This window comes from Mesorhizobium ciceri biovar biserrulae, from assembly GCF_001618845.1.
GTDB lineage: Bacteria > Pseudomonadota > Alphaproteobacteria > Rhizobiales > Rhizobiaceae > Mesorhizobium > Mesorhizobium ciceri.
Genome location: NZ_CP015065.1, coordinates 294,414 through 313,904 on the forward strand (window position 1 = coordinate 294,414; position 19,491 = coordinate 313,904).

At 59.8% G+C, this 19,491-nt stretch carries 19 protein-coding genes; 5 read left to right on the top strand and 14 right to left on the bottom strand.

Going from position 1 to position 19,491, the window contains the following annotated elements:
* Window positions 1-11: 11 nt before the first annotated feature.
* From A4R29_RS31235 to A4R29_RS31245, 3 genes are all read left to right on the top strand, one after another.
* Window positions 12-1,361: a cytochrome b gene (locus A4R29_RS31235; protein WP_027161983.1), complete on the top strand. Its 1,350-nt coding sequence runs from the start codon at window positions 12-14 to the stop codon at window positions 1,359-1,361.
* 104 nt (window positions 1,362-1,465) lie between these two features.
* Window positions 1,466-3,037, top strand: coding sequence for a mechanosensitive ion channel family protein (locus A4R29_RS31240; protein WP_063173961.1), 1,572 nt, complete (start codon window positions 1,466-1,468; stop codon window positions 3,035-3,037).
* A complete protein-coding gene (locus A4R29_RS31245) occupies window positions 3,034-3,951 on the top strand; it encodes a pirin family protein (RefSeq protein ID WP_063173962.1) in 918 nt (305 codons plus the stop codon). The genes A4R29_RS31240 and A4R29_RS31245 overlap by 4 nt, the downstream gene beginning before the upstream one ends.
* Window positions 3,952-3,992: 41 nt before the next feature.
* On the opposite strand, the gene A4R29_RS31250 is transcribed toward A4R29_RS31245, so the two are convergent.
* The 8 genes from A4R29_RS31250 to A4R29_RS31285 form a co-directional block, all read right to left on the bottom strand.
* Entirely contained in the window at window positions 3,993-4,424 is a 432-nt protein-coding gene (locus A4R29_RS31250) for a DUF1810 domain-containing protein (protein ID WP_063173963.1), read from the bottom strand.
* Between the two features lie 44 nt (window positions 4,425-4,468).
* Entirely contained in the window at window positions 4,469-4,750 is a 282-nt protein-coding gene (locus A4R29_RS31255; RefSeq protein WP_027161979.1) for a GNAT family N-acetyltransferase, read from the bottom strand.
* 51 nt (window positions 4,751-4,801) lie between these two features.
* Window positions 4,802-5,536 carry a sensor histidine kinase gene (locus A4R29_RS31260; protein WP_063174087.1) on the bottom strand — a complete coding sequence of 245 codons (735 nt, stop codon included), beginning with the start codon at window positions 5,534-5,536 and terminating at the stop codon, window positions 4,802-4,804.
* Between the two features lie 206 nt (window positions 5,537-5,742).
* Window positions 5,743-6,180, bottom strand: a complete 438-nt coding sequence (locus A4R29_RS31265; RefSeq protein WP_013896609.1) for a CBS domain-containing protein — start codon at window positions 6,178-6,180, stop codon at window positions 5,743-5,745.
* Window positions 6,181-6,238: 58 nt separating this feature from the next.
* The gene (locus A4R29_RS31270; RefSeq protein ID WP_063173964.1) at window positions 6,239-6,886 is read right to left on the bottom strand and encodes an HD domain-containing protein; all 648 of its coding nucleotides are present in this window, start codon (window positions 6,884-6,886) and stop codon (window positions 6,239-6,241) included.
* Window positions 6,887-6,953: 67 nt separating this feature from the next.
* Window positions 6,954-7,355, bottom strand: a complete 402-nt coding sequence (locus A4R29_RS31275) for a cupin domain-containing protein (RefSeq protein ID WP_027161976.1) — start codon at window positions 7,353-7,355, stop codon at window positions 6,954-6,956.
* A gap of 71 nt (window positions 7,356-7,426) precedes the next feature.
* The gene (locus A4R29_RS31280) at window positions 7,427-8,185 is read right to left on the bottom strand and encodes an SDR family oxidoreductase (protein WP_063173965.1); all 759 of its coding nucleotides are present in this window, start codon (window positions 8,183-8,185) and stop codon (window positions 7,427-7,429) included.
* Between the two features lie 65 nt (window positions 8,186-8,250).
* Window positions 8,251-9,039 (bottom strand): alpha/beta fold hydrolase, encoded by a 789-nt coding sequence (locus A4R29_RS31285; RefSeq protein ID WP_063173966.1) that lies wholly within the window; start codon window positions 9,037-9,039, stop codon window positions 8,251-8,253.
* A gap of 400 nt (window positions 9,040-9,439) precedes the next feature.
* Here A4R29_RS31285 and A4R29_RS33720 point away from each other — a divergent pair, with 400 nt between their 5' ends.
* The gene (locus A4R29_RS33720; protein ID WP_082827620.1) at window positions 9,440-9,664 is read left to right on the top strand and encodes a DUF680 domain-containing protein; all 225 of its coding nucleotides are present in this window, start codon (window positions 9,440-9,442) and stop codon (window positions 9,662-9,664) included.
* Between the two features lie 211 nt (window positions 9,665-9,875).
* Here the strand turns inward: A4R29_RS33720 and A4R29_RS31290 are convergent, their stop codons facing one another.
* A complete protein-coding gene (locus A4R29_RS31290; protein ID WP_063174088.1) occupies window positions 9,876-10,625 on the bottom strand; it encodes a glucose 1-dehydrogenase in 750 nt (249 codons plus the stop codon).
* A gap of 177 nt (window positions 10,626-10,802) precedes the next feature.
* Window positions 10,803-11,624, bottom strand: a complete 822-nt coding sequence (locus A4R29_RS31295; protein WP_174564980.1) for an alpha/beta fold hydrolase — start codon at window positions 11,622-11,624, stop codon at window positions 10,803-10,805.
* A 721-nt stretch (window positions 11,625-12,345) separates the two neighbouring features.
* Between A4R29_RS31295 and A4R29_RS31300 the strand changes: the two genes are divergently transcribed.
* Window positions 12,346-13,311 carry an alpha/beta fold hydrolase gene (locus A4R29_RS31300; RefSeq protein WP_013896617.1) on the top strand — a complete coding sequence of 322 codons (966 nt, stop codon included), beginning with the start codon at window positions 12,346-12,348 and terminating at the stop codon, window positions 13,309-13,311.
* Window positions 13,312-13,550: 239 nt separating this feature from the next.
* On the opposite strand, the gene A4R29_RS31305 is transcribed toward A4R29_RS31300, so the two are convergent.
* The 4 genes from A4R29_RS31305 to A4R29_RS31320 are packed head-to-tail and all read right to left on the bottom strand — an operon-like array spanning window position 13,551 to window position 19,097.
* Entirely contained in the window at window positions 13,551-14,279 is a 729-nt protein-coding gene (locus A4R29_RS31305; protein ID WP_063170880.1) for a response regulator transcription factor, read from the bottom strand.
* A gap of 2 nt (window positions 14,280-14,281) precedes the next feature.
* Window positions 14,282-14,659, bottom strand: a complete 378-nt coding sequence (locus A4R29_RS31310) for a response regulator (RefSeq protein WP_027161970.1) — start codon at window positions 14,657-14,659, stop codon at window positions 14,282-14,284.
* The gene (locus A4R29_RS31315; RefSeq protein WP_023767341.1) at window positions 14,656-15,303 is read right to left on the bottom strand and encodes a response regulator transcription factor; all 648 of its coding nucleotides are present in this window, start codon (window positions 15,301-15,303) and stop codon (window positions 14,656-14,658) included. The genes A4R29_RS31310 and A4R29_RS31315 overlap by 4 nt, the downstream gene beginning before the upstream one ends.
* Window positions 15,300-19,097 carry a PAS domain-containing protein gene (locus A4R29_RS31320; RefSeq protein WP_063173968.1) on the bottom strand — a complete coding sequence of 1,266 codons (3,798 nt, stop codon included), beginning with the start codon at window positions 19,095-19,097 and terminating at the stop codon, window positions 15,300-15,302. The genes A4R29_RS31315 and A4R29_RS31320 overlap by 4 nt, the downstream gene beginning before the upstream one ends.
* Between the last annotated feature and the right edge of the window lie 394 nt (window positions 19,098-19,491).

Sequence of the window (19,491 nt, forward strand, 5' to 3'; positions counted from 1 at the left end):
GGGGCATTTCGATGAGCGACAAACATTCGACCTATACGCCCAAGACCGGTATCGAACGCTGGTTCGACGCCCGCCTGCCGCTGCCGAGGTTGGTGCACGATAGCTTCATCGTCTATCCCGTCCCGCGCAATTTGAACTATGCCTATACGTTCGGCGGCATTCTCACGGTCATGCTGGTTTCGCAGATCCTGACCGGGATCATGCTGGCCATGCATTATGCTCCGGATACCGGGCTGGCCTTCGATTCAGTCGAGAAAATCATGCGTGACGTGAATTCGGGATGGCTGCTGCGCTCTCTCCATGCGAACGGCGCCTCCTTCTTCTTCATTGCCGCCTACATCCATATCTGCCGCGGACTCTACTACGGCTCTTACAAGGCGCCGCGTGAGCTGCTGTGGGTGCTCGGTTGCACCAACCTCTTGCTGATGATGGCGATCGCCTTCATGGGCTATGTGCTGCCTTGGGGACAGATGTCGTTCTGGGGAGCCACCGTCATTACCAACTTTTTCACGGCCATCCCACTGGTCGGCGGCTGGCTCCAGCAGCTCCTGCTCGGCGGGTTCGCGGTCGGCAATCCGACGCTGAACCGCTTCTTTGCGCTGCATTACCTGTTGCCGTTTGTGCTTGCAGGTGTGGTGACGTTGCATGTCTGGGCGCTTCACGTCGTCGGGCAGAACAATCCAGCCGGCATTGATGTGAAATCAAAAACCGATGTCGTGGACTTCACACCCTATGCCACCGTCAAGGACGCGTTCGGCATCGTCGTGTTCCTGTTCTTCTTCGCCTATTTCGTCTTCTACCTGCCGAACTATCTCGGCCATCCTGACAACAACACAATCGCCAATCCGCTCAAGACGCCGGCCCATATCGTGCCGGAATGGTACTTCCTGCCCTTCTACGCGATCCTGCGCGCCATCACCTTCAATGTCGGGCCGATCGATTCCAAACTTGGTGGTGTGCTCGCCATGTTCGGCTCGATCGTGGTCCTTTTCGTCGTGCCCTGGCTCGACAGGTCCAAGGTTCGCTCGGCCGTTTACAGGCCCTGGTACAGAGTGTTCTTTTGGCTCTTCGTCACCAACGGCCTGTTTCTCGGCTGGCTTGGTTCGCGGCCGGCCGAAGGGAACTACGTCGTCATGTCTCAGTTGGCGACGCTTTACTACTTCGCCTTCTTCCTGATCGCACTGCCGGTGCTGGGCTTGATCGAGAAGCCACGGCGGCTGCCCAACTCGATCACCGAAGCGGTGCTCGAGAAGAACAAGGGGGTCGGCGGCAAAGGCGCGAGCGCGGCGGCCGGAGACCAGACGTTGATGAGAAGAGGCGATGATCGTGTCTCGCCAGCCGGCCTCGAAAGTCGCCGATAGCAACACGTTTTGGGTCGAGCCGCTGCGTCTAGGTGACGAGACAACTTCATGTCGCGCGCTAGGAACCACGCTGCTTCCGAAGCTGAAAAACAGGGATTGCGATCATGGTCGATCTGGGTCCGGCGATGAATTTGTGGAACTCACCGCTAATCTACATCGTGTCGCTCGGCCTCGCCGGAATTGTCGTTTGGAACCTCGTTCCGGCACGCTTCGCCAATGCGAGGTTGATCGTCCAACTGGTCTTTTTCCTTGCAATGTCGATCATGGTTCTTGAACTGCGGGTCGTCCCGTACGAGCCCGCACGAGGCGATGAGACAACCAGCGGAGCGATCCTCATCGGATTGGTCAAGCTGCTGTGGTGGGTACATCTTGCTTGGGCGCTGATCGGGTTTGTCCGCATCTATGTCGTGTTCGAGCGAAAGCCGCACGAGGCACGCCTCCTGCAGGACGTCGTGGTCGGCGTCGTTTACACGGGAATGCTCCTTTCGATCCTCGCATTCGTCTTTGCCGTGCCGGTCGGAACGCTCATCGCCACGTCGGGCGTCTTCGCCGTCATGCTGGGTCTGGCGCTCCAGAATACGCTTGGTGATGTATTTTCGGGAATCGCGCTTAACCTCGGCCGCCCTTATGTGCTTGGAAACTGGATCATTCTGAACGACGGAACCGAGGGCCGCGTCGTCGAGACCAATTGGCGCTCGACCCAACTCCTCACCCCGGCCCACAACGTCATCGCACTTCCGAACAGCCTTGTCGCCAAAATTGGGGTAACAAACCTTAGCGGCCCAGACGAGAGCCATGGACTTGCCGTGACGGTAAAGATGTCTCTGACGAAGACGCCGGCTATCATCGTAGACACGATGCGCATGGTCCTGCTGAGCTGCACCTCGATCCTCCAGGACCCCTCGCCCGTGGTAGCCATCACCAGCCTGGATGCGGCGGCAATCGAGATCGAGCTGTCATTTCGCGTCGCCAGCCTTGATCAGCGGATTACAGCTCGGAACGAAATTTTCGATCTCGTCTATCGCCATTCAAGGTCGGTTGGGGTGCTGCTGGCAGCGCCACTTTCGGCTTCGATTGCCGTGACCTCCCCGCCAATCGACGGGACGGCGACCTACCAAGGCTTCGCCGCGATCGACTTGATCAAGGCCATACCGATCTTCTCGGCCCTAACGGATGCCGAGCAGGAGGCGCTTGCCGCGGCGATCTCGGTTCGCAGCTACCGCAAGGGCGACGTCATTGCAGAACAAGGAGAGATGCTGCCATCCCTCATGATTGTTCGGAAGGGCGTGATCGTTCGGCAACATGGCCAAGGCAATGCTAGCATGCAGGAGGTTGGTCGGCTTGCGCCTGGCGACTTCTTCGGCGAGACCGGCCTGCTCGCCGGTATTGGCGAGACGTCGACATTGCGGGCAATGACCCACGTCGAGGTCTACGAGATAGACCAGGAGAGCTTCGCGCCGCTGCTGCTCGACAGGCCCGAGATGGCCGAAGATCTTGCGGCAACCCTGTCGAGGGGGACTTCGGCTTACGGCGAAACCGGCATCCCCGGCGGCCAGCAGCACGAGAGCTCCAAATTCGCGCTCCTGAAAGCCATACAGGCTGTCTTCCACACCGCCCCATCGGAGCACGTTCGAGCACGTGGTCGACCAAGCATTCGAAAGGACAGAGATTCATGACCATCCGCCAAAGCGACATCGTCGGCATCGATCCACTCAGGCAGCCTGCTATGCGTGATTTTGACGACGGTTTGAAGGTACGGCGCGTATTGCCCTCCTCGAACCGCCTGATGATCGGCCCCTTCATCCTGTTCGACCATTTCGGCCCCGCGGTATTCGAAGCGGGTCGTGGTTTCGACATGGACCCGCATCCGCATATCGGGATCGCGGCCGTGACCTACCTGTTCGACGGGGAGATCATCCATCGCGACAATCTCGGTGAAGTGCAGGCCATCCGCCCCGGCGAAGTCAATTGGACGACGGCCGGGTCGGGCATCGTCCATTCCGAACGCACGTCGCCAGAAGCCCGAGCGCGCGGAAGCAATCTCTTCGGCGTTCAGGCGTGGGTGGCGCTCCCCTCCCGGCACGAAGAAGTTGCTCCCCACTTTGCACATTATGGCGCTCCCGAAATCCCACGGATCTGTGCCGATGGGGTCGAGTACACTTTGATCGCCGGAGTGTCCGACGGGTTGGTCTCTCCGGCAAGGACGTACTCCGATCTGGTCTTTGCCGAAATCGTGCTCACGGGCAGTGCGCGATATCAGGTGAAACCCGGATATCGCGAGCGTGCGATCTATGTTGTCGCCGGCGAGATCGAAGTCATGGGCCAACTTGGCACGTTCGGTGAAGGCGAATTGATCATGCTGGCGCCTGGCGCTGAGATCGTGCTCGGGGCGCCTGCCTTCCATGCCGCGCGGCTGATGCTGATCGGCGGCGAACCTCTTTCCGAACCACGCTATGTCCATTGGAACTTCGTCTCCTCCTCAGTCGAACGGATTGAGCAGGCAAAGGCGGACTGGCGTGAAGGCCGCTTCCCGGGCGTACCAGGGGAAAACGGGTTGATGCCTCTGCCGCAGGAAGAAACAAAGTGGTGACGGTTTCGGCGGCGGCCACATCCGCGGGTCGCCGGGCGGCGTCATGACACCGAGTAGAGTTTGCGCATCGTGCCCTCGTCGATTTGACCATCGAACCAGACGTCGAAGATGGTCTCGAGCACGAACTCGTCGTTACTTGCTTCGGAAAACAGCGTGAGGGACGCGTGCAATTTCATTGTATCCTCATCACCGAAGACCGCGCGAGCACTTAGATCGGAAAGTCGTTGCAGTTTGCCGACGCATTCCCGATAACGACCGCCCAGTATAGGCGATTGGAGGTAAGCGCCTGCCTCGTCGAGTGATGTGATCGCGTACGGATCGGCTCCAGTGTCGCTTCGCCCGGTAGCCAACGTCGGGAAGATCAACTCCATGTATGGAGTACACATCATGCCTCGACGCAGCATAGCCAGCGCGTCGCCGTACACCAGATCCTGAGCGCTGACGAACCTCTGCAAATTATATTGGTCGTCCATCTCGACTCAGACCTTTTTTGCAAAACAGCTGTATTCGTGCCTGATCACCCTGCAACGACATCCGTGTATTCCGGATGCCTGGCGACGAAGCCGCTCATGAAGGGACACTTCAAGACAGCTTTGCGGCCGGTTTTGCGGAGCAATTCGAAGGTGCCTTGCGCCAACCGCGACGCGATCCCCTGTCCGGAAAATTCCGAAGGCACTTCGGTATGTATCAGCGCAACCTTGCCGTCTTGGAGCGTATAGTAGGCCACTGCGAAGGCTTGACCGGTGACCGGGAGCTCGAACCGATGCTGCCGAATGTTCTCTGTGACCTTTGCATCCATCTCTATCTCTCGATGTGCGTTGCGTGAGGCTGGACGTAGCTTGCCCGATCGCTATCGCATCGCGGGCAACCGTAGCCTGACGGTGGTGCCTGTCCCGGGCGCGCTCTGAATGTCGATGCTTCCGCCTGACTCTTCGGCAAAGCGCTTCACCATCGGCAGGCCGACGCCGCCGAGGCCCTCCGTTTTTGTGGTGAAGAAGGGATCGAATGCGAAGGCAATCGTCTCGGCGGTCATCCCCACACCGTTGTCGGCGGTGGTGATATCCACCTGAGCGGCTGAGGTGCCATCAAAGACCACTGCGGTATCTATCGAGATCAGGCCCCCATTGGGGGATGCATCGCGCGCGTTGAATACCAGGTTCAGAATCGCGTTCTGCAAACCCAGGCGATTGCACCTCACTGACGGCAAGTCCGGCCTCACTCGAACCTCGAGACGAATCTTGGGGTCCCACGCGCTTCGAATGAGGGTCTCGATTTCAGCCAGGCAGGCGCCGACATTTGCATATTCGCTTTCTCTGCGGCTCTCTCGGGCAGAACTGATAGTCTGGCGGACAAGCGCGCCAGCTCGTTCCAAGGCCGTTCTGGCGCCCGAAATTGCAAGCCCAAGCGTTGGAGCCGCTGAGACGCTCGGGTCACGGGCCAGGTGATTCAACGCTGACGACGCGACCTGGATGAGATTGCCAAGGTCATGAACGATGCCGGCGGTCGCCATCTGGATGGGCAGGCCATCTCGGGGAATCTCGGGCGCGATGTCGAAGACATCCACTTTCACTTCCGGACGAGACATTATAACCCTCATGTTTGCTCAGGCAGAATTCAGTTGCTTGAAGATGGTACAATAGAGGACGGGAGTGGTCGATTAGATCGAGTAAGAAGCCGAACCATACCGCAGTATATGTCCCGCGATCTGCGAACCACCGCCAGTGCGGGACCAACATCTCGCGAGACGGATCTCCCTCTTTCGTGCTCATCGCACCGTCGCGAGATTCTCCTCTATTGGTAGCCAATGCCCCCGATATAGTTGGCGAGCAGCCGCTCCTGGAGTTCTTCCTGTTGGAAGAGCGCCTTCATCGCGTCGCGGATATCAAGGACGCCTATCGGCTTAGCGCCGGCGCCGAGCACCGGTAGGTTCTGGAGCCGCTGTGTTGTCATGGTCTGCCAGACCGAATGCAGGTCGTCATCGGGCCCACAGGATACGAAAGACCGGCTCATCAGCGTGGATACCGGCGCTTCCGCCGGTCCCGAATTCGCCAGATGACGAACAAGGTCGGACTTGCTCAGCACGCCTGCCGCCTCGCCACTGCCATGGCATACGACAACCAGGCCTATGGCCGGCTTGGACAGCCATAGCGCAGCTGCCCGCAGCGACGTGTCGAGGTCGACCGCCGCAAGGCGCGCCGATGTTTCTGGATGTAGACTGTCAATTCGCATGGTGGCCTCCTGAGGCGTCTCGCGGCCGCGGCCGGAGAGATCAGATTCGATGTTTCGCCTACTCTTCGAAGGGAGTGTTCATCACAAAATCGACGGAAGACGGCGCCTTGTAGCCGGCCACAAAGCGCTCACCGAAATCCCGGGCAAAGTTGTCGTAGGTCGTTTCCGGGTTCACCTTGGCGATGTGGCAAAAGCATCGCGTCATCCGCCGCTTCATTTGAAGACGCGGAAATTCGCCGACGATCCTGGCTATCTCGGCGGAAGAGATGAGACTGTATTGCAGGCCGACGACATCAAGGCAGATGCCGGCTGTGCACAGCGCCACCTCGGCTTCCTTGTAGAGGCCAATCGACGGCGTCGAATTGAGAGCGACGCTGTCCCATGTCAACTGAGCACGACGCTCGTCGAAGCCGCCTTGCCGGACGAAGGCGCGGGCCAGATAGGCGCCTTCCACCTCGAAACGGCGCGGCCCGGCGAAGGTCTCGTTGAGCGTGACGTCGTGCAACAGGGTTCCGATGGCAACGACTTCACCGTCGTGCTCGATGTTCTGGACCTGTGCGATGCGGACGGCGAAAAGCCATGATCGAACCACGTGGTTGAACAAATACGGTTCACATAGCTGGCGGGCATGTTCGATCGCCCGGCCGACAAGCGGCGTATCGGGGACCGAAACCCCTGCAAGCGTGCGCCTGGCGATCGCATCCATGTCAGTGCCTTTCCTGCGCCGATTGTGTGTCGTTTGACGCCCTTACCTTGGCAAGGGCGTCGCCAGTTCATTTCGCGTAGGTCGTCAGGTTGGTCTCGTTGGTATCGACGACGAAGACCGCAAGCAGGCGAGCGCGTTCCGTTTTGCTGGCGTTTTCACTGACGGCGTGATGGTCGCCCGGAAATTCCGAGAAGCTTTCGCCTGCACGGTACGTCTTCACGGGCCCACCGTTGACCTGGCTTCGGATCGCCCCCTCCAGCACCGTGGCATAGATGAACGCGGAACTGGGATGGGTATGCGCCGGCGATGTCCCGCCCGGACCGTACACGACGAGCACGGCTTTCAAGCTCTTGCCGGGCACATTTGGAAGGGCGTGGTCGTAGACGAGCTTCACGCTGTCCGCGTCTTTGGCCATTGCTGCGGTGACGGATGCGGCGGCGAGCGCTGCACAGAGGAGTTTCCTGATCATGTCCGATATCCTTGTTGGAATGAGAGCTAGGGAATGCTGGTCTGATGGGTCGCGAACCGGCGTTCAGTTGCTTACGCCGGTGGCGTGTATCGGCTGAGCCAGTCGTCGAAGTGGACGGCGCCGATACGCGCGTTCTCGCCGGGGACAAGCGTTTGATCGTCGATTGCCACTTGACCGTAGTAGAGAGCGCCAGGATCCGAGACGATTTTGCGCGGATCGTTGGTGGCCTTCAGGAAGTGTCCGACTAGTTCGCTCATACGAACGCGATCGGGGCCGGCAATTTCGATCGTGCCGTTCACTGGCGCTGCTAGGGCGACGTCCGCCATCGCATCGGCAACGTCGTCGGCTGCCATTGGTTGGAAGTACGCCGGTGACATGTGGACGGTATCCCCTACGGCGCCGGTGTTTGCGATGGCGGCGGTGAACTCGAAGAACTGTGTGGCGTGCACGATCGTGTAGGGGATAGCGGACTCCTTGATCAGCTTTTCCTGAAGCAGTTTGCCGCGAAAATACCCCATGTCCTGCAGCCGGTCGGTGCCGACCACAGACAGCGCGACGTGATGGCGGACGCCGGCGGCCGCTTCGGCTGCAAGAAGATTACGCCCGGATGCCGCGAAAAATTCGAGCGCGGCCTTTTCCTCGAACGACGGCGAGTTCGCGAGATCGACGACAACCTGTGCCCCGGCAAGAGCGACGGCCAGCCCTTCTCCGGTGACGGTGTTCACTCCCGAATTCGGTGACGCCGCGAGCACGTCGTGTCCCTTCTTGCGCAGTCTTTCCACAGTCTTTGAACCGATCAGCCCGGTTCCGCCGATGACGACGATCTTCATTTCCAATCTCCTTTGTTGAGGGTGTTGATTTGCGGGTGTTGGTCGAATGTCGGCTTTCCGGCGAGCTACTCGCTGGCCGATGCGGCGTCCTCGATAAGTGAGGTGACCTCGTCGGGGTGCGAGACCATGAGCGCGTGGGAAGCACCCTCGATGACGACCGTCTTCACGGCGTGCGCGCGCTTGGCCATGAAGCTCATGACGGCTGCCGGGATATTTCGGTCATCGGTGCCGTAGATCATGTAGGACGGCAGCGTTTTCCATGAAGCGACGCCCGAGGCCTCGGCCAGAGCTGCCTGCGCGATGGGGCGTTGGGTGGCCGCCATCAGCGACGACTGCTCTTCGGGAACGTCGGCCGCGAACTGGGCTCGGAATTTGTCCGGCTGGATGAAGAGATCCTGGCCGCCATTCGGCGACGCGACTGGAGCAAGCGCGCTAGCCAAAGTGCTGCCGGGAAACATGCTGGACAACGTGGCGCTCGATTCGCCGGTGTCCGGCGCGAATCCGGCCACGTATACCAAGGCCTTCACATTGGGATTGCCATTGGCCGCTTCGGTGATCACGGGTCCGCCGTAGGAATGCCCCACCAGCACGATCGGTCCGGGAAACGACCGGATGATGGCCGAGACCGCCGCGGCATCGCTGGCGACGCTGCGGAGGGGATTGGCTGCCGCCTTCGCTACATAGCCGTCCCTGCCGAGTTTGGTTATGACCGCGTCCCAACTCGACGATTCGGCGAAGGCCCCGTGGACCAGCACGATCGTCGGCTTGGGCTTCGCTCCGGCCGCGCTTGCCGTCGCGCCACCCGCGACGGCAAGCGCGGCGGCCAGCGCCAGGATTCCAGTGACATTTCGCATTTGCTTTCTCCTTTGTCGGCCTTGCGTTTGACCAATGTGGAGAAGGATGCGCCGATCCGGGGCGCTGACCTATTGTGCGGAATGGTCGGTCATACGATGCCAAGGTGCAGGGTGGGTCATCGCTGCGATCAGGTGACCTGGGTATTCCGCACGCGGATCGCCGGCAGCGCACGAGTTCGTGACCAATACAAATCCATGGAGCTGCTGCCTCCAAACACCACTGCAGCCCCGGCGTAACGGCAAGACTCCCACCGCGAACGACATTGCCCCTGACCTTAGGCCTTCACAGCCCATGCTTTCGTATGGATCAAACAGCCACATCGTCTGATCGTTCCGCAATGGCGCGGCATTTATATTGTTATTGTGAATACGATCCAATATTAACCATGGAGTTACCAAAATGAAGAAGACATCTCTTGCTGCCGCAATCCTTCTCGTTGCAGCAGGAAACGCCGTCGCCGGAAGCGATCACTACGGATCAAACTCGGTCCAGCAACCCGCAACTTCCGGGAGCATGCACACCTCCTCGATCAGGAAGACGGGCAACGATGCCGGCGTGCAGGAGACCGTGCGCAAGCCCATTGCTCCCAGCAAGGACCCGGGCCAGGGCATCTGGGGTCACTAGCACCCGAAAATTGTGGAAGCTGGAAGGATCGGGGCGCCGCCTCGGTCCTCTCCACGCTTTGCAATAACTTTGAACGTCGCGTCGAGCCGCCTGCCACAGGATCTGAGAGCCTGGGAATTTGTAAAACGCCCTTGCACCCTTGGACCTGGCCCGGTGAGATGGCGCTCGACGCTCGACAATCAAACGGCTGCAGCGACTTGGTTACCCCCGCTCAAAGCAATGCCATTCCGCCGTCGACCCGCAGATTGACACCGGTGACAAAGCTGCTTGCGTCCGATGCCAGGAACAGAGCGGCTTTTGCCAGTTCTTCCGGCTGGCCCATTCGACCAAGGGGAATTGCTTCCGCCATGGACTTCTCGAAGGATCCACGCATTTCGGCCGGTACACCCAATTTGTCGAGAATAGCCGTATCGACGGGGCCGGGGCTGAGCACGTTGACGCGTATGCGACGCGATTTCAGTTCTATCGCCCAACTGCGCGCGAAGGCGCCGATGGCTGCCTTGGAGCCTGCATAAACGGCATGGCCTTCCAAGACCTTCTCGCTGGCGATTGATCCCGTCAGTATGACTGCGCCGCCATCGCGCATCAGCGGGATCAGTTTCTGCACACCAAAGAAGACGCCGCGCGCATTGATAGAGAACTGCGCATCGTACTCGTCTTCGGGAACTGCCGACGAATGCGTGATGGTGTTCACGCCGGCGTTCGCCATATAGATATCGAACGCCCCAAACCTCTGATGGATCTGTCGCGCGACATCCTCGTGGTGCGCCACGTCGGCTACATCACCCTGAATGCCCAGTGCGCCGGCTCCGATCTCGGAGACTGCCTCCTCGACGGCACGCTGCCTCCGGCCGGTGATTACGACCTGCGCCCCCTCCGACGCGAAAGCTTTCGCGGCGAATAGCCCAATCCCACTGTTTCCCCCGGTGATCAACGCGGTCTTTCCTGAAAGTATACCCATTTGCATTGCCTCTGATGATTTTCACGAGAGCCGCCGCAGTTGCCAACCGCAGTTTTCAGCGTGAACTCGGACGGCTGAGACCAGAAAGCATCTCCAGCAGCCATCGATGCTGAGTTTTCATAGTCAGGCTGGCCGCACCGGTGTTGTGCTGCCAGCCATGACCGCCGCTTGAGAGCACTAGCCCTTGATGAAGGCGAGCAGATCGGCGTTCAGCTGGTCCTGGTGTGTGGCCGTGATCCCGTGGGGCGCGCCGGGGTAATATATGGCCTTTGCGCCTTTGATCAGCCGCTCCGACTTGACTGACGAATCCTTGACCGGGACGATCTGGTCGTCCTCGCCATGCAGGATCAAGGTCGGTATATCGAATTTCTTGAGGTCCTCGGTGAAGTCGGTTTCGGAGAACGCTTTGACGCATTCATATGCATTCACGAGACCGACCTGCATGCTCCAGAGCCAGAACTGATTCAGAACCCCCTGGGAGACCGTGGCGCCTGGCCTGTTTGCACCATAAAACGACTGTGCGAGGTCCAGATAGTGCTGCGAGCGATCCTTGAGGAGGCCAGCCCTTATGCCGTCGAACACTTCGATCGGCAGACCTTCCGGATTGGCCGGCGTTTTCACCATGATCGGCGGAACAGCGGCGATAAGAACAGCCTTGGCCACGCGTTCCGTCCCGTGCCGTCCGATATAGCGAGCGACCTCCCCTCCCCCGGTTGAATGCCCGACCAGCGTGGCGTCCCGGAGATCCAGCGCCTCGATCACGGCTGCAAGATCGTCCGCGTAGCCATCCATGTCGTTGCCGGAGGTGGCCTGGCTGGAGCGGCCATGGCCCCGCCGGTCATGAGCAACCACGCGGAAGCCATTATGGGCCAGAAAGAGCATCTGAGCATCCCAGGCGTCGGAATTCAGCGGCCAGCCGTGTGAGAAGGTTATTGGCGGGCCCCTACCCCAGTCCTTGTAATAGATTTCCGTACCGTCCTTGGTTGTGATGGTGCTCATTGTTTTGCGTCCTGATTGAGGGGTGGGAACATGTGGGTTTTGCTGGGCGCCGGATGACGAAGCGACTGGCAGTCCGGCTATGACCGCCGCTGAAAAACTGGCCAACAGGACGTCGCGGCGGGTTGCACCGAGGGTGAAAAGTCCATCCATACTCATCGTGTCCATCCTTGGTGAGCGGCTTCTCGGGTCGGCTCACCATCACGATCACCGGGTCGACCTGCACCGTCGCTTTCGGGGGGAGGAGCGGGCGAAGGAGCGGCGACGCCCGATGATCGTGATGGCTTGCGAGGAGAAGATGCGCCGATCCGCCCCGCGAACCTATTCTACGCAAGCATCTGTCGTACGATGCCAAGGTGCAGGGTAGGTACGCCGAGGTGCTGGAACTGTCGCTGAGATGGGGCAAATGACGCGATGACGTTGGTTCGTGCGCGACGTGCCGCGTGCGGCTGTCACAAACACGACCTATCAAGCCGTATGAGGATTCTTCTCAAAACGAGGAGGGGCTGATCGCGAGCAAGTCACCGCCCGAACGGACCGCGATAGGTTTCGCCTACGTGGTCTTCATATTGAGTAATCAACTCACCGCCGGCCAGAGCGCAATATGCTTAGGTGTACAACGCGTTATTATAACGACAAAGGCTTTAAAGCTTTCGCCTTATAGAAATTGCACGGCATTTGCCGCTCTTGGAGCACTTTGGACCTCACAACCCCGGAGTGCTTTATGCGCCTTAGCTTTCTTTCTGGTTTCCTCATTGCGGTTCTTGCTGCCGGGCCATCGACTTCTGCCAGCGCACCGCACTCCGGCGTGCCGCTCGGGCAATCGACCGACCTGTCGGCACGTATCGTCGACGGCAAGGCCGACGTTAACGGTGTGGCCTATCACTATTTGCTGGCAGCAGGCGGCCCGAAAACCGTGGTGTTGTTGCATGGTTGGGGCACGACCTCATACATGTGGCGCTTTGTAATGCCGCAATTGGTGGCGCGCGGTTACACGGTACTTGCGCCCGATTTGCGCGGTTTGGGGGACACCGCCAAGCCTGCGGCCGGCTACGAAAAGGCGGCGATTGCCGAGGATATTCGAGCACTTGTCAATCAGCTGAACCTTGGTCCGGTCGTCAATCTCGTCGGTCACGATATGGGTGGCATGGTCGCTTATTCCTATGCGGCGCAGCACCCGGGGGAAGTCACCACACTGGCAATCGTTGACGTCCCGCTGCCAGGCATCGAACCGTGGAACGAATTGATCCAAGGCCCTCGCACTTGGCATTTTCGCTTCCACTCCGTACGCGACGTGCCGGAAATGCTCATTGCCGGTCGCGAGCTTGAGTATTTGAAGTGGTTTCACAATGCAGAGGGGGTAAATACTCGCGCGTTCGACACCGAAGCCGACGAAGTCTACGGCCGTTCTTATGCCCAGCCTGGCGCATTGCGCGCAGGCTTCGAGTACTACCGGGCTTTCCCGCGTGACGAAGAACAGAATAAAGCCTTTGCGAAACACAAGCTGACGATGCCGGTACTCGGTATAAGCGGTTCGGGTGGCCTGGCATCGATGTACGAAGGCCATCTCCGCCACGTCGCCGAAAACGTACGCGCCGTAGTAGTCGAAGGCTCAGGCCATTGGGTTCCGGAGGAGCAGCCGGCCGCCGTCACAAGGGCCCTGATCGAATTCCTGCCACCAGCATACTAAGCTTCGCGGCTGGCTGAAGCACAACATTAGCGATAGTCGCCGTGATGGAGATACGCCACTCCAAAGCTTTCCCAATGCGCCGCCGTTAGCTGGCGATGCGCGGCAAGAGCTTGGCAGTGTAGCCTCAACACCAGGTTACACGCGGCGATCATCGCTCTAAACTTCATAAAAATTTGTCTGAGTCCGAATCGTCCTGGGCAGGCTACTGTTAACGGAGAAGCGCCAGCCGCTGGGCGATACTATCGGACGGAGGCGAGGTTCACCCTTTCGAAAGTCCTGGCCGCGCCGGCCTCGCGCATCGCCGGGGGCAGCGTTTCCCAGGCCCGGATCAGCTCTCCGATGGAAGCTGCTTCCATCTTGCGCATGACATTGCCGCGGTGAAGCTTGACGGTCACTTCACTGATGCCGAGGTCGAAAGCGATTTGTTTGTTGAGGCGCCCACGCGCCACTTCATGCAGCACCTCGCGCTCGCGCGGGGTCAGCGTCTCGACACGCTCGATGTTGCGCTTGACGACCACCGCATCCGCCCGCCGCTTGGCATCCACCGCAATGCCCGCGATCACGGCGTCAAGGAGTGTTTGGTCGCGCACCGGTTTGGTGAGAAAATCCACGGCGCCCGCCTTCATCGCCTGGACAGTCATCGGTATGTCGCCATGCCCGGTCAGGAAGATGATGGGCTTGGGATTGCCGTTTGTCGCAAGATGGTGCTGTAGATCGAGACCGCTTGCCCCTGGCATGCGCACGTCGAGGATCAAGCATCCGGGGCTGTTCAAGACGTCCGCGTCGAGCAATTCGCGGGTCGAGGCAAAGCAGACCGGCTCAAAGCCCATCGACAGGATCAACTCCGACAGTGCTTCGCGAACAGACGCATCGTCATCGACAATGATGACGAGCGGCTGCTGCGGCTCAGCCTTCCGCTGCCGTGACACCGGCGCCGATCTCTGCAAGAGTGGTTGGTCAACTCTCATGTTCATCCCTCGGTTTCCTGGTTGGCTAAAGCGTTGGCCACCGCCGCAAGCAGGGCCTGGCCGTCGAATGGCTTGCGGAAAAACCCGCTGATGCCCTTGGCACGGTACTGATCCGCTATCTCGTGGCGGCCGGTGATCAGGAACACCGGTAGGTCCGCACGCGTCTTCTTGACCTGGTCACGAAGTTCAAAGCCGTCCGTTCCAGGCATCCCTATATCGGTAATGAGCAAGTCCACGTCGGAGAGCCCGCTGACGAGCAGTGATCCCGCCGACGAGAAGCTGCGGGGAGCATAGCCCGCAGACTCCAAAAGGTTCTCGAGCGACTCGAGCAATCTTGGGTCGTCATCGACAATCGCCACGACAGGTCGCACCTTGCTCACACTCCGTTCCCTCCCGTTCGTCGAGAGTGGCTGATCGGTATCTCCAACCGCTCCGCCATGCGCACGAGATCAGCGAGTGATGCCGCAACCATTTTCTGCATCACGTTCCGTCTATGGATTTGCAGCGTGACCTCGCTGATCCCCAACTCAGCCGCGGCCTGTTTGTTCAGCAGGCCACTCACAACGAGCGGCAGCACCTCGCGTTCTCGCTGCGTGAGCTCTTGATAGCGTTGCCTCAACACGGTGAGTTCGGCGCGCTCTGATCGCCTTTCCCGGTCCTGGGCGATCGCTGCCCGGATCGCGACCATGAGGTCCGTATCGCTGAAAGGCTTTGTCAGGAAGTCCACAGCGCCGTGCTTGATCGCACGCACAGAGGACGGGATGTCGCCATGCCCCGTTATGAAGACGATCGGCGGATGATCGCCCTCGGCGATCTGCTTCTGCAGATCTAGACCGTTGATGTCAGGCAATTCCACATCGAGGATCAGGCAGGCGGGGACGTCCGGCTTGTCGGCAAGGACATAGTCGCCGGCCGATCCGAACGCTACGGCGCGCATGCCATGGGACTCCAGAAGCTCACCAAGCGCTTCCCGAATACGCACGTCGTCATCGACGATGAAGACCATTTGATCGTGGGGCGTCATGCTGCCGCTTTCATTTCAACTGGCATCGTGAAGACGAACGCCGTTCCGTGCGGATCGTTCTTCTCCACCCACAACCGTCCGCCATGGGACTCGACGATCGAACGGCAGATCGCGAGTCCCATGCCCATGCCGTGCTCTTTCGTCGTAAAGAACGGCTCGAATATTCGGTCAGGAAACTCAATGCCCGGGCCACAATCGCTGATCTCGATCTGGATCGCGTCCCCTATCCGGCGCACGCGAAGTCCAAGAACCTTGTCGCCCGGAACAGAGTCCATCGCCTCGATCCCATTGCGGATGAGGTTCACCAGAACCTGCTGAATCTGCACCCGATCGAGCGCGACAATAGGAAGGTCGCTTTCGACATCGAGATCCAGACGAACACGGCGCCGCACCGCCTCCTCGGCGATGAGGTCGCGCGCTTCCGCTATGACGCTGTCGAGTGCTGTGTAAGCCATCGCGTCTGCAGATTGCTTGAATAAGGCGCGGATGCGGCTGACGACATCCGCGGCTGAGTTGGCATCACGGATAATACGCTCCACAGTCTTCTGCGCCCGCTCGATATTTGGCGGTTCGGCCGTGAGCCAACGCTGGCAGGCATATGAGTTGGCGACAACAGCCGCCAGAGGCTGGTTCACCTCATGGGCTATAGAGGCTGAAAGCTCGGCAAGACTCGCCGCCTGGCTCGCACGTGCAAGTCTCTCTTGCGCCAGGCGCAGTTCTTCTTGCACTCGAACTTCACCGTCGATGTCCAGACAGACGACGTTCCACTGAACAATCGCTCCCTCTGCGTTGCGCATCGGTGCCGCGCGCGTATCGACCCAGCAATATTCGCCGTCGAAGCGACGCAGACGGTGCCTGCGCGCATACGGTTCGCCAGTGGCCAACGAATGAGCATAGTTCGCTTTGACGGCCGCCAGGTCGTCAGGATGAACGCCTTCATCGAGTGTCCCGGACAGGCGGGATTTTCCCTTGCCGTCCAATAACTCCAACTCATATCCGAGGAATTCGCGGAGCTGACGGCTTCGATATATCGGCTCACCGTTCGGTGCGGCGCAATCGATCATCACCGGCAGCGTTTCAACCAGCTGCCACAGCGAACGTTCTCTCTCGCGCAGTGCCACCTGCGCGCGCATCTCCTCGTCGATGTCGATGGAGACCTGGTACCAGTGAACGATGGCTCCATCCCGATCGCGCAGAGGCTCGCAACGCCCTTCTATCCAGCGATAGCTGCCGTCTTTCCAACGCCGGCGATACCGCATGATGAAGGAGTCGCCAGTTTTGAGGCAGTTGGCTGACCTTTTGAGCACCTCGGGAGCATCTTCGGGATGAATCAGTTCTTGCGCCACCCTGGTGAACTCTTCGAAGTTCGCCCCGGAGATGCCGAGATCCTCCAAAGACCGCCTATTCACGTACGCAAGCTTGCCATCGGGCGTCCAGCTCCAGATGTGGACCGGCAAGGCATCGACAAGCTGCTGGAGCTCGCGCTCTCTTTCGCGCAAAGCCTCCTGCGCGCGCATCTCGTCTTCGATGTCGATTGAAGCCATATACCATTGAACGATCGCGCCATCGGTATCCCTTAACGGTTGCGCTCGTGCTTCTATCCAGCGGTAGACGCCATCCTTCTCGCGTCGACGAAAGCGGTTCATGAAAGGCTGGCCGGACGCAAAGCCATTCGACGCCCTCCGAAACATTGTCGGAAAGTCTTCAGGATGGGCCAGGTCCCGGGCCAGGGCATCGAAATCATTGATGTGCGTCGGTGGCGAACCGACCTTCTCCAGGTATCGCTTGCTGGTGTAGGTGATCCTGCCTGAAGGGGCAAAGCTCAGGAGATTCACGGGCACAGCGTCAATCATTTGCTCCAGTTGCCGGTTGGCTTTCCGCAGCGCTTCTTCTGCCCTCACCTGGTCGTCGATGTCGTGCGAAAGACCGTACCATTGGACGACAGTCCCACACTCGTCTCGCATCGGTTCCGCTCGGCCCGACATCCATCGGAAGACGCCGTCAGCACGACGCAGGCGATAGTTCAGGGAGAAGCTTTCCCCGGTGGTGACCGAGTGGTTGATCGCTGCTTCCAGCGTGGCGGCGTCATCGGGATGTACGACAGCCGCAATGGCCGCCTTCAGGCCATTTCCTCCGACATTCTCGTATCCTCCTACGTCAAGGCCGAGATACTCAACCATTCGCTTGCTGAAGAAGACCGGCTCGCCCGACGCAGACAGGCGCCAGAGGAAGCTCGGCACCATGTCGACCAGTTGCGAGAGTTCCCGCTCCCGGTCGCGCAACGCTTCCTGTGCGCGCATCTCGTCGTCGATGTCGATAGAGATCACATACCACTGAACAATCGCGCCGCTGTGATCACGCAGCGGCTCGCCGCGTCCATCCACCCAGCGGTACGCTCCGTCCGCACGGCGCATTCGATACTTCATGGAGTATGGTTCGCCGGTAGCCAGAGAGTGGCGGACGGTCTCCAGGAGGCGTGCCGCATCTTCGGGATAGACGAGGGACTGTATGGCTGCCGCCTGCCGGCTCATCCCCGGCTTGTCCAGATCCGCCACACCGTCGAGACCGAAGAAGTCAAGCAAACGTCTGTTGAAGAAAATCGGCTCGCCTTCAGGCGTCAGCCGTCTGATCTGGACTGGGACCATGTCGACGAGCTGAGAAAGTTCCCGCTCCCGACCGCGCAGCTCCGCCACGGTTTTCTTGTAGACATCGTTGTCGAGCGCGATGCCGTACCATCCTGTGATACGACCCTGGCTGTCGCGCGCGGGCCGCGCGGCGGTTCGAGCCCATACATAGGTGCCGTTTGCGCGCCGAAAGCGAAACTCGACATTGAAATGATCGCCGGTCCTCAGACAATGGCGCCAGGTAACCGCGATCTGCTCATAGTCGTCCGGATGCAGCAAGCGCTTCCAGGCGGTGTATCCCTCGTTCAATGGAGCGTTCAGATCCTCCAGCGTCACTCCTAGGGAGCTCAGCGCGAACGGATGCAGGTAGATCCATCTACCCGCCGCATCGAACGCCCATCCGTTCCCGAATATGCTTTCAACGATTTTCGCCGATCGAATTGGCCCGGCATTGTTCTCAACCAAGGGATCCAGATCCGCCCCGGAAAGCGGCTCCCCTTCTGTCACCAGATCATCAATGTCAACACTGACACTGTAGCCGGGCTCCGATCGGGTCTCGTTCCAGCGATAACTTCCGTCGGCCTGCAGTTGCCTGTGCCTCGTTACTTGGGGGACACCCGTCCAGAAGGCGCGGGCGACTGCGTGCGCCGCCGCTGTCCGGTCATCCGGATGGACCAGACTCAGAGAATGGAGAGCGTCGGAGGCGGCTTCCTTCTCGAGTGCCGCACTGATCACATCAGCGAATCGCTTTGTGGCTGCGGACGGCGCATCGCCTTCAATCAGTGTGCCAAACCATGCAACGGCGTTACCTTGGCTATCGCACAGCGGCTGTCCGGAGATCCGGCTCCAACCGTAAGCACCGCTCGCGCGCAAAATGCGGTGCTCCACATTGTAGTGCTCACCTGTCTGCAGGCAGCGACGCCACTCGGCCACGGCTCGGTCATAGTCGTCTGGATGGATTAGCCGCTTCCAACCCGCGGAGCCATCTTCTGACGAAGTGTTGAACTCCTCCAGCGTCGTGCGGAGAAGCGATAGCGTGCTGGGAGTAACATAGCTGAATCTGCCGGCCGCGTCTGTCGCCCACCCATTGCCGACCACGCTTTCGATGAGCCGAGCCGCCCGCAACGCTTCCGCGTCGGGATCGCCAAGCGAGTTGAACGCTGTCGTCATTGTCTTCTCCTACCGGACAATGAAAGGCGGAGACTGTCAGCGCCTTCTTTAACTCTCATCGTTGACCATCTGGGCTCGCGAATTGGTTCATCATCTTAACCGGACCACGCCGCAGCCGCACCTCATGGAAATCCATGAGATGTGAGTGACCTAACTTTCGGGGTGAGGCACCTAGACGTCCCGATTGAAGCTACAGCCCCTGAAACAAGGCCTGGTCGGCTCCCCGTATAGCACTTGCTCTCAGCAGCTGGGATCTGGGCTGACGAACCAAAACTCACCATAAGCAGCGCCGCGCCCGAGCGGCACCTCACGGAAATCCATGAACCGCAGCGCGACGCGGCCGCGACGACCCCGCGTGTTCATCCCCGTCTGGTCTGGTGGACGTGGCTCGCAA

What these genes read in the sequence shown, in the direction of transcription:
- A4R29_RS31265 (WP_013896609.1), bottom strand. Translation starts at nt 6,180, where the DNA reads ATGCGAATTGACAGTCTACATCCAGAAACATCGGCGCGCCTTGCGGCG.
- A4R29_RS31295 (WP_174564980.1), bottom strand. Translation starts at nt 11,624, where the DNA reads ATGAGCACCATCACAACCAAGGACGGTACGGAAATCTATTACAAGGAC.
- A4R29_RS31320 (WP_063173968.1), bottom strand. Translation starts at nt 19,097, where the DNA reads ATGACGACAGCGTTCAACTCGCTTGGCGATCCCGACGCGGAAGCGTTG.
- A4R29_RS31270 (WP_063173964.1), bottom strand. Translation starts at nt 6,886, where the DNA reads ATGGATGCGATCGCCAGGCGCACGCTTGCAGGGGTTTCGGTCCCCGAT.
- A4R29_RS31305 (WP_063170880.1), bottom strand. Translation starts at nt 14,279, where the DNA reads ATGAGAGTTGACCAACCACTCTTGCAGAGATCGGCGCCGGTGTCACGG.
- A4R29_RS31245 (WP_063173962.1), top strand. Translation starts at nt 3,034, where the DNA reads ATGACCATCCGCCAAAGCGACATCGTCGGCATCGATCCACTCAGGCAG.
- A4R29_RS33720 (WP_082827620.1), top strand. Translation starts at nt 9,440, where the DNA reads ATGAAGAAGACATCTCTTGCTGCCGCAATCCTTCTCGTTGCAGCAGGA.
- A4R29_RS31300 (WP_013896617.1), top strand. Translation starts at nt 12,346, where the DNA reads ATGCGCCTTAGCTTTCTTTCTGGTTTCCTCATTGCGGTTCTTGCTGCC.
- A4R29_RS31285 (WP_063173966.1), bottom strand. Translation starts at nt 9,039, where the DNA reads ATGCGAAATGTCACTGGAATCCTGGCGCTGGCCGCCGCGCTTGCCGTC.
- A4R29_RS31315 (WP_023767341.1), bottom strand. Translation starts at nt 15,303, where the DNA reads ATGACGCCCCACGATCAAATGGTCTTCATCGTCGATGACGACGTGCGT.
- A4R29_RS31255 (WP_027161979.1), bottom strand. Translation starts at nt 4,750, where the DNA reads ATGGATGCAAAGGTCACAGAGAACATTCGGCAGCATCGGTTCGAGCTC.
- A4R29_RS31240 (WP_063173961.1), top strand. Translation starts at nt 1,466, where the DNA reads ATGGTCGATCTGGGTCCGGCGATGAATTTGTGGAACTCACCGCTAATC.
- A4R29_RS31250 (WP_063173963.1), bottom strand. Translation starts at nt 4,424, where the DNA reads ATGGACGACCAATATAATTTGCAGAGGTTCGTCAGCGCTCAGGATCTG.
- A4R29_RS31275 (WP_027161976.1), bottom strand. Translation starts at nt 7,355, where the DNA reads ATGATCAGGAAACTCCTCTGTGCAGCGCTCGCCGCCGCATCCGTCACC.
- A4R29_RS31280 (WP_063173965.1), bottom strand. Translation starts at nt 8,185, where the DNA reads ATGAAGATCGTCGTCATCGGCGGAACCGGGCTGATCGGTTCAAAGACT.
- A4R29_RS31235 (WP_027161983.1), top strand. Translation starts at nt 12, where the DNA reads ATGAGCGACAAACATTCGACCTATACGCCCAAGACCGGTATCGAACGC.
- A4R29_RS31260 (WP_063174087.1), bottom strand. Translation starts at nt 5,536, where the DNA reads ATGTCTCGTCCGGAAGTGAAAGTGGATGTCTTCGACATCGCGCCCGAG.
- A4R29_RS31290 (WP_063174088.1), bottom strand. Translation starts at nt 10,625, where the DNA reads ATGGGTATACTTTCAGGAAAGACCGCGTTGATCACCGGGGGAAACAGT.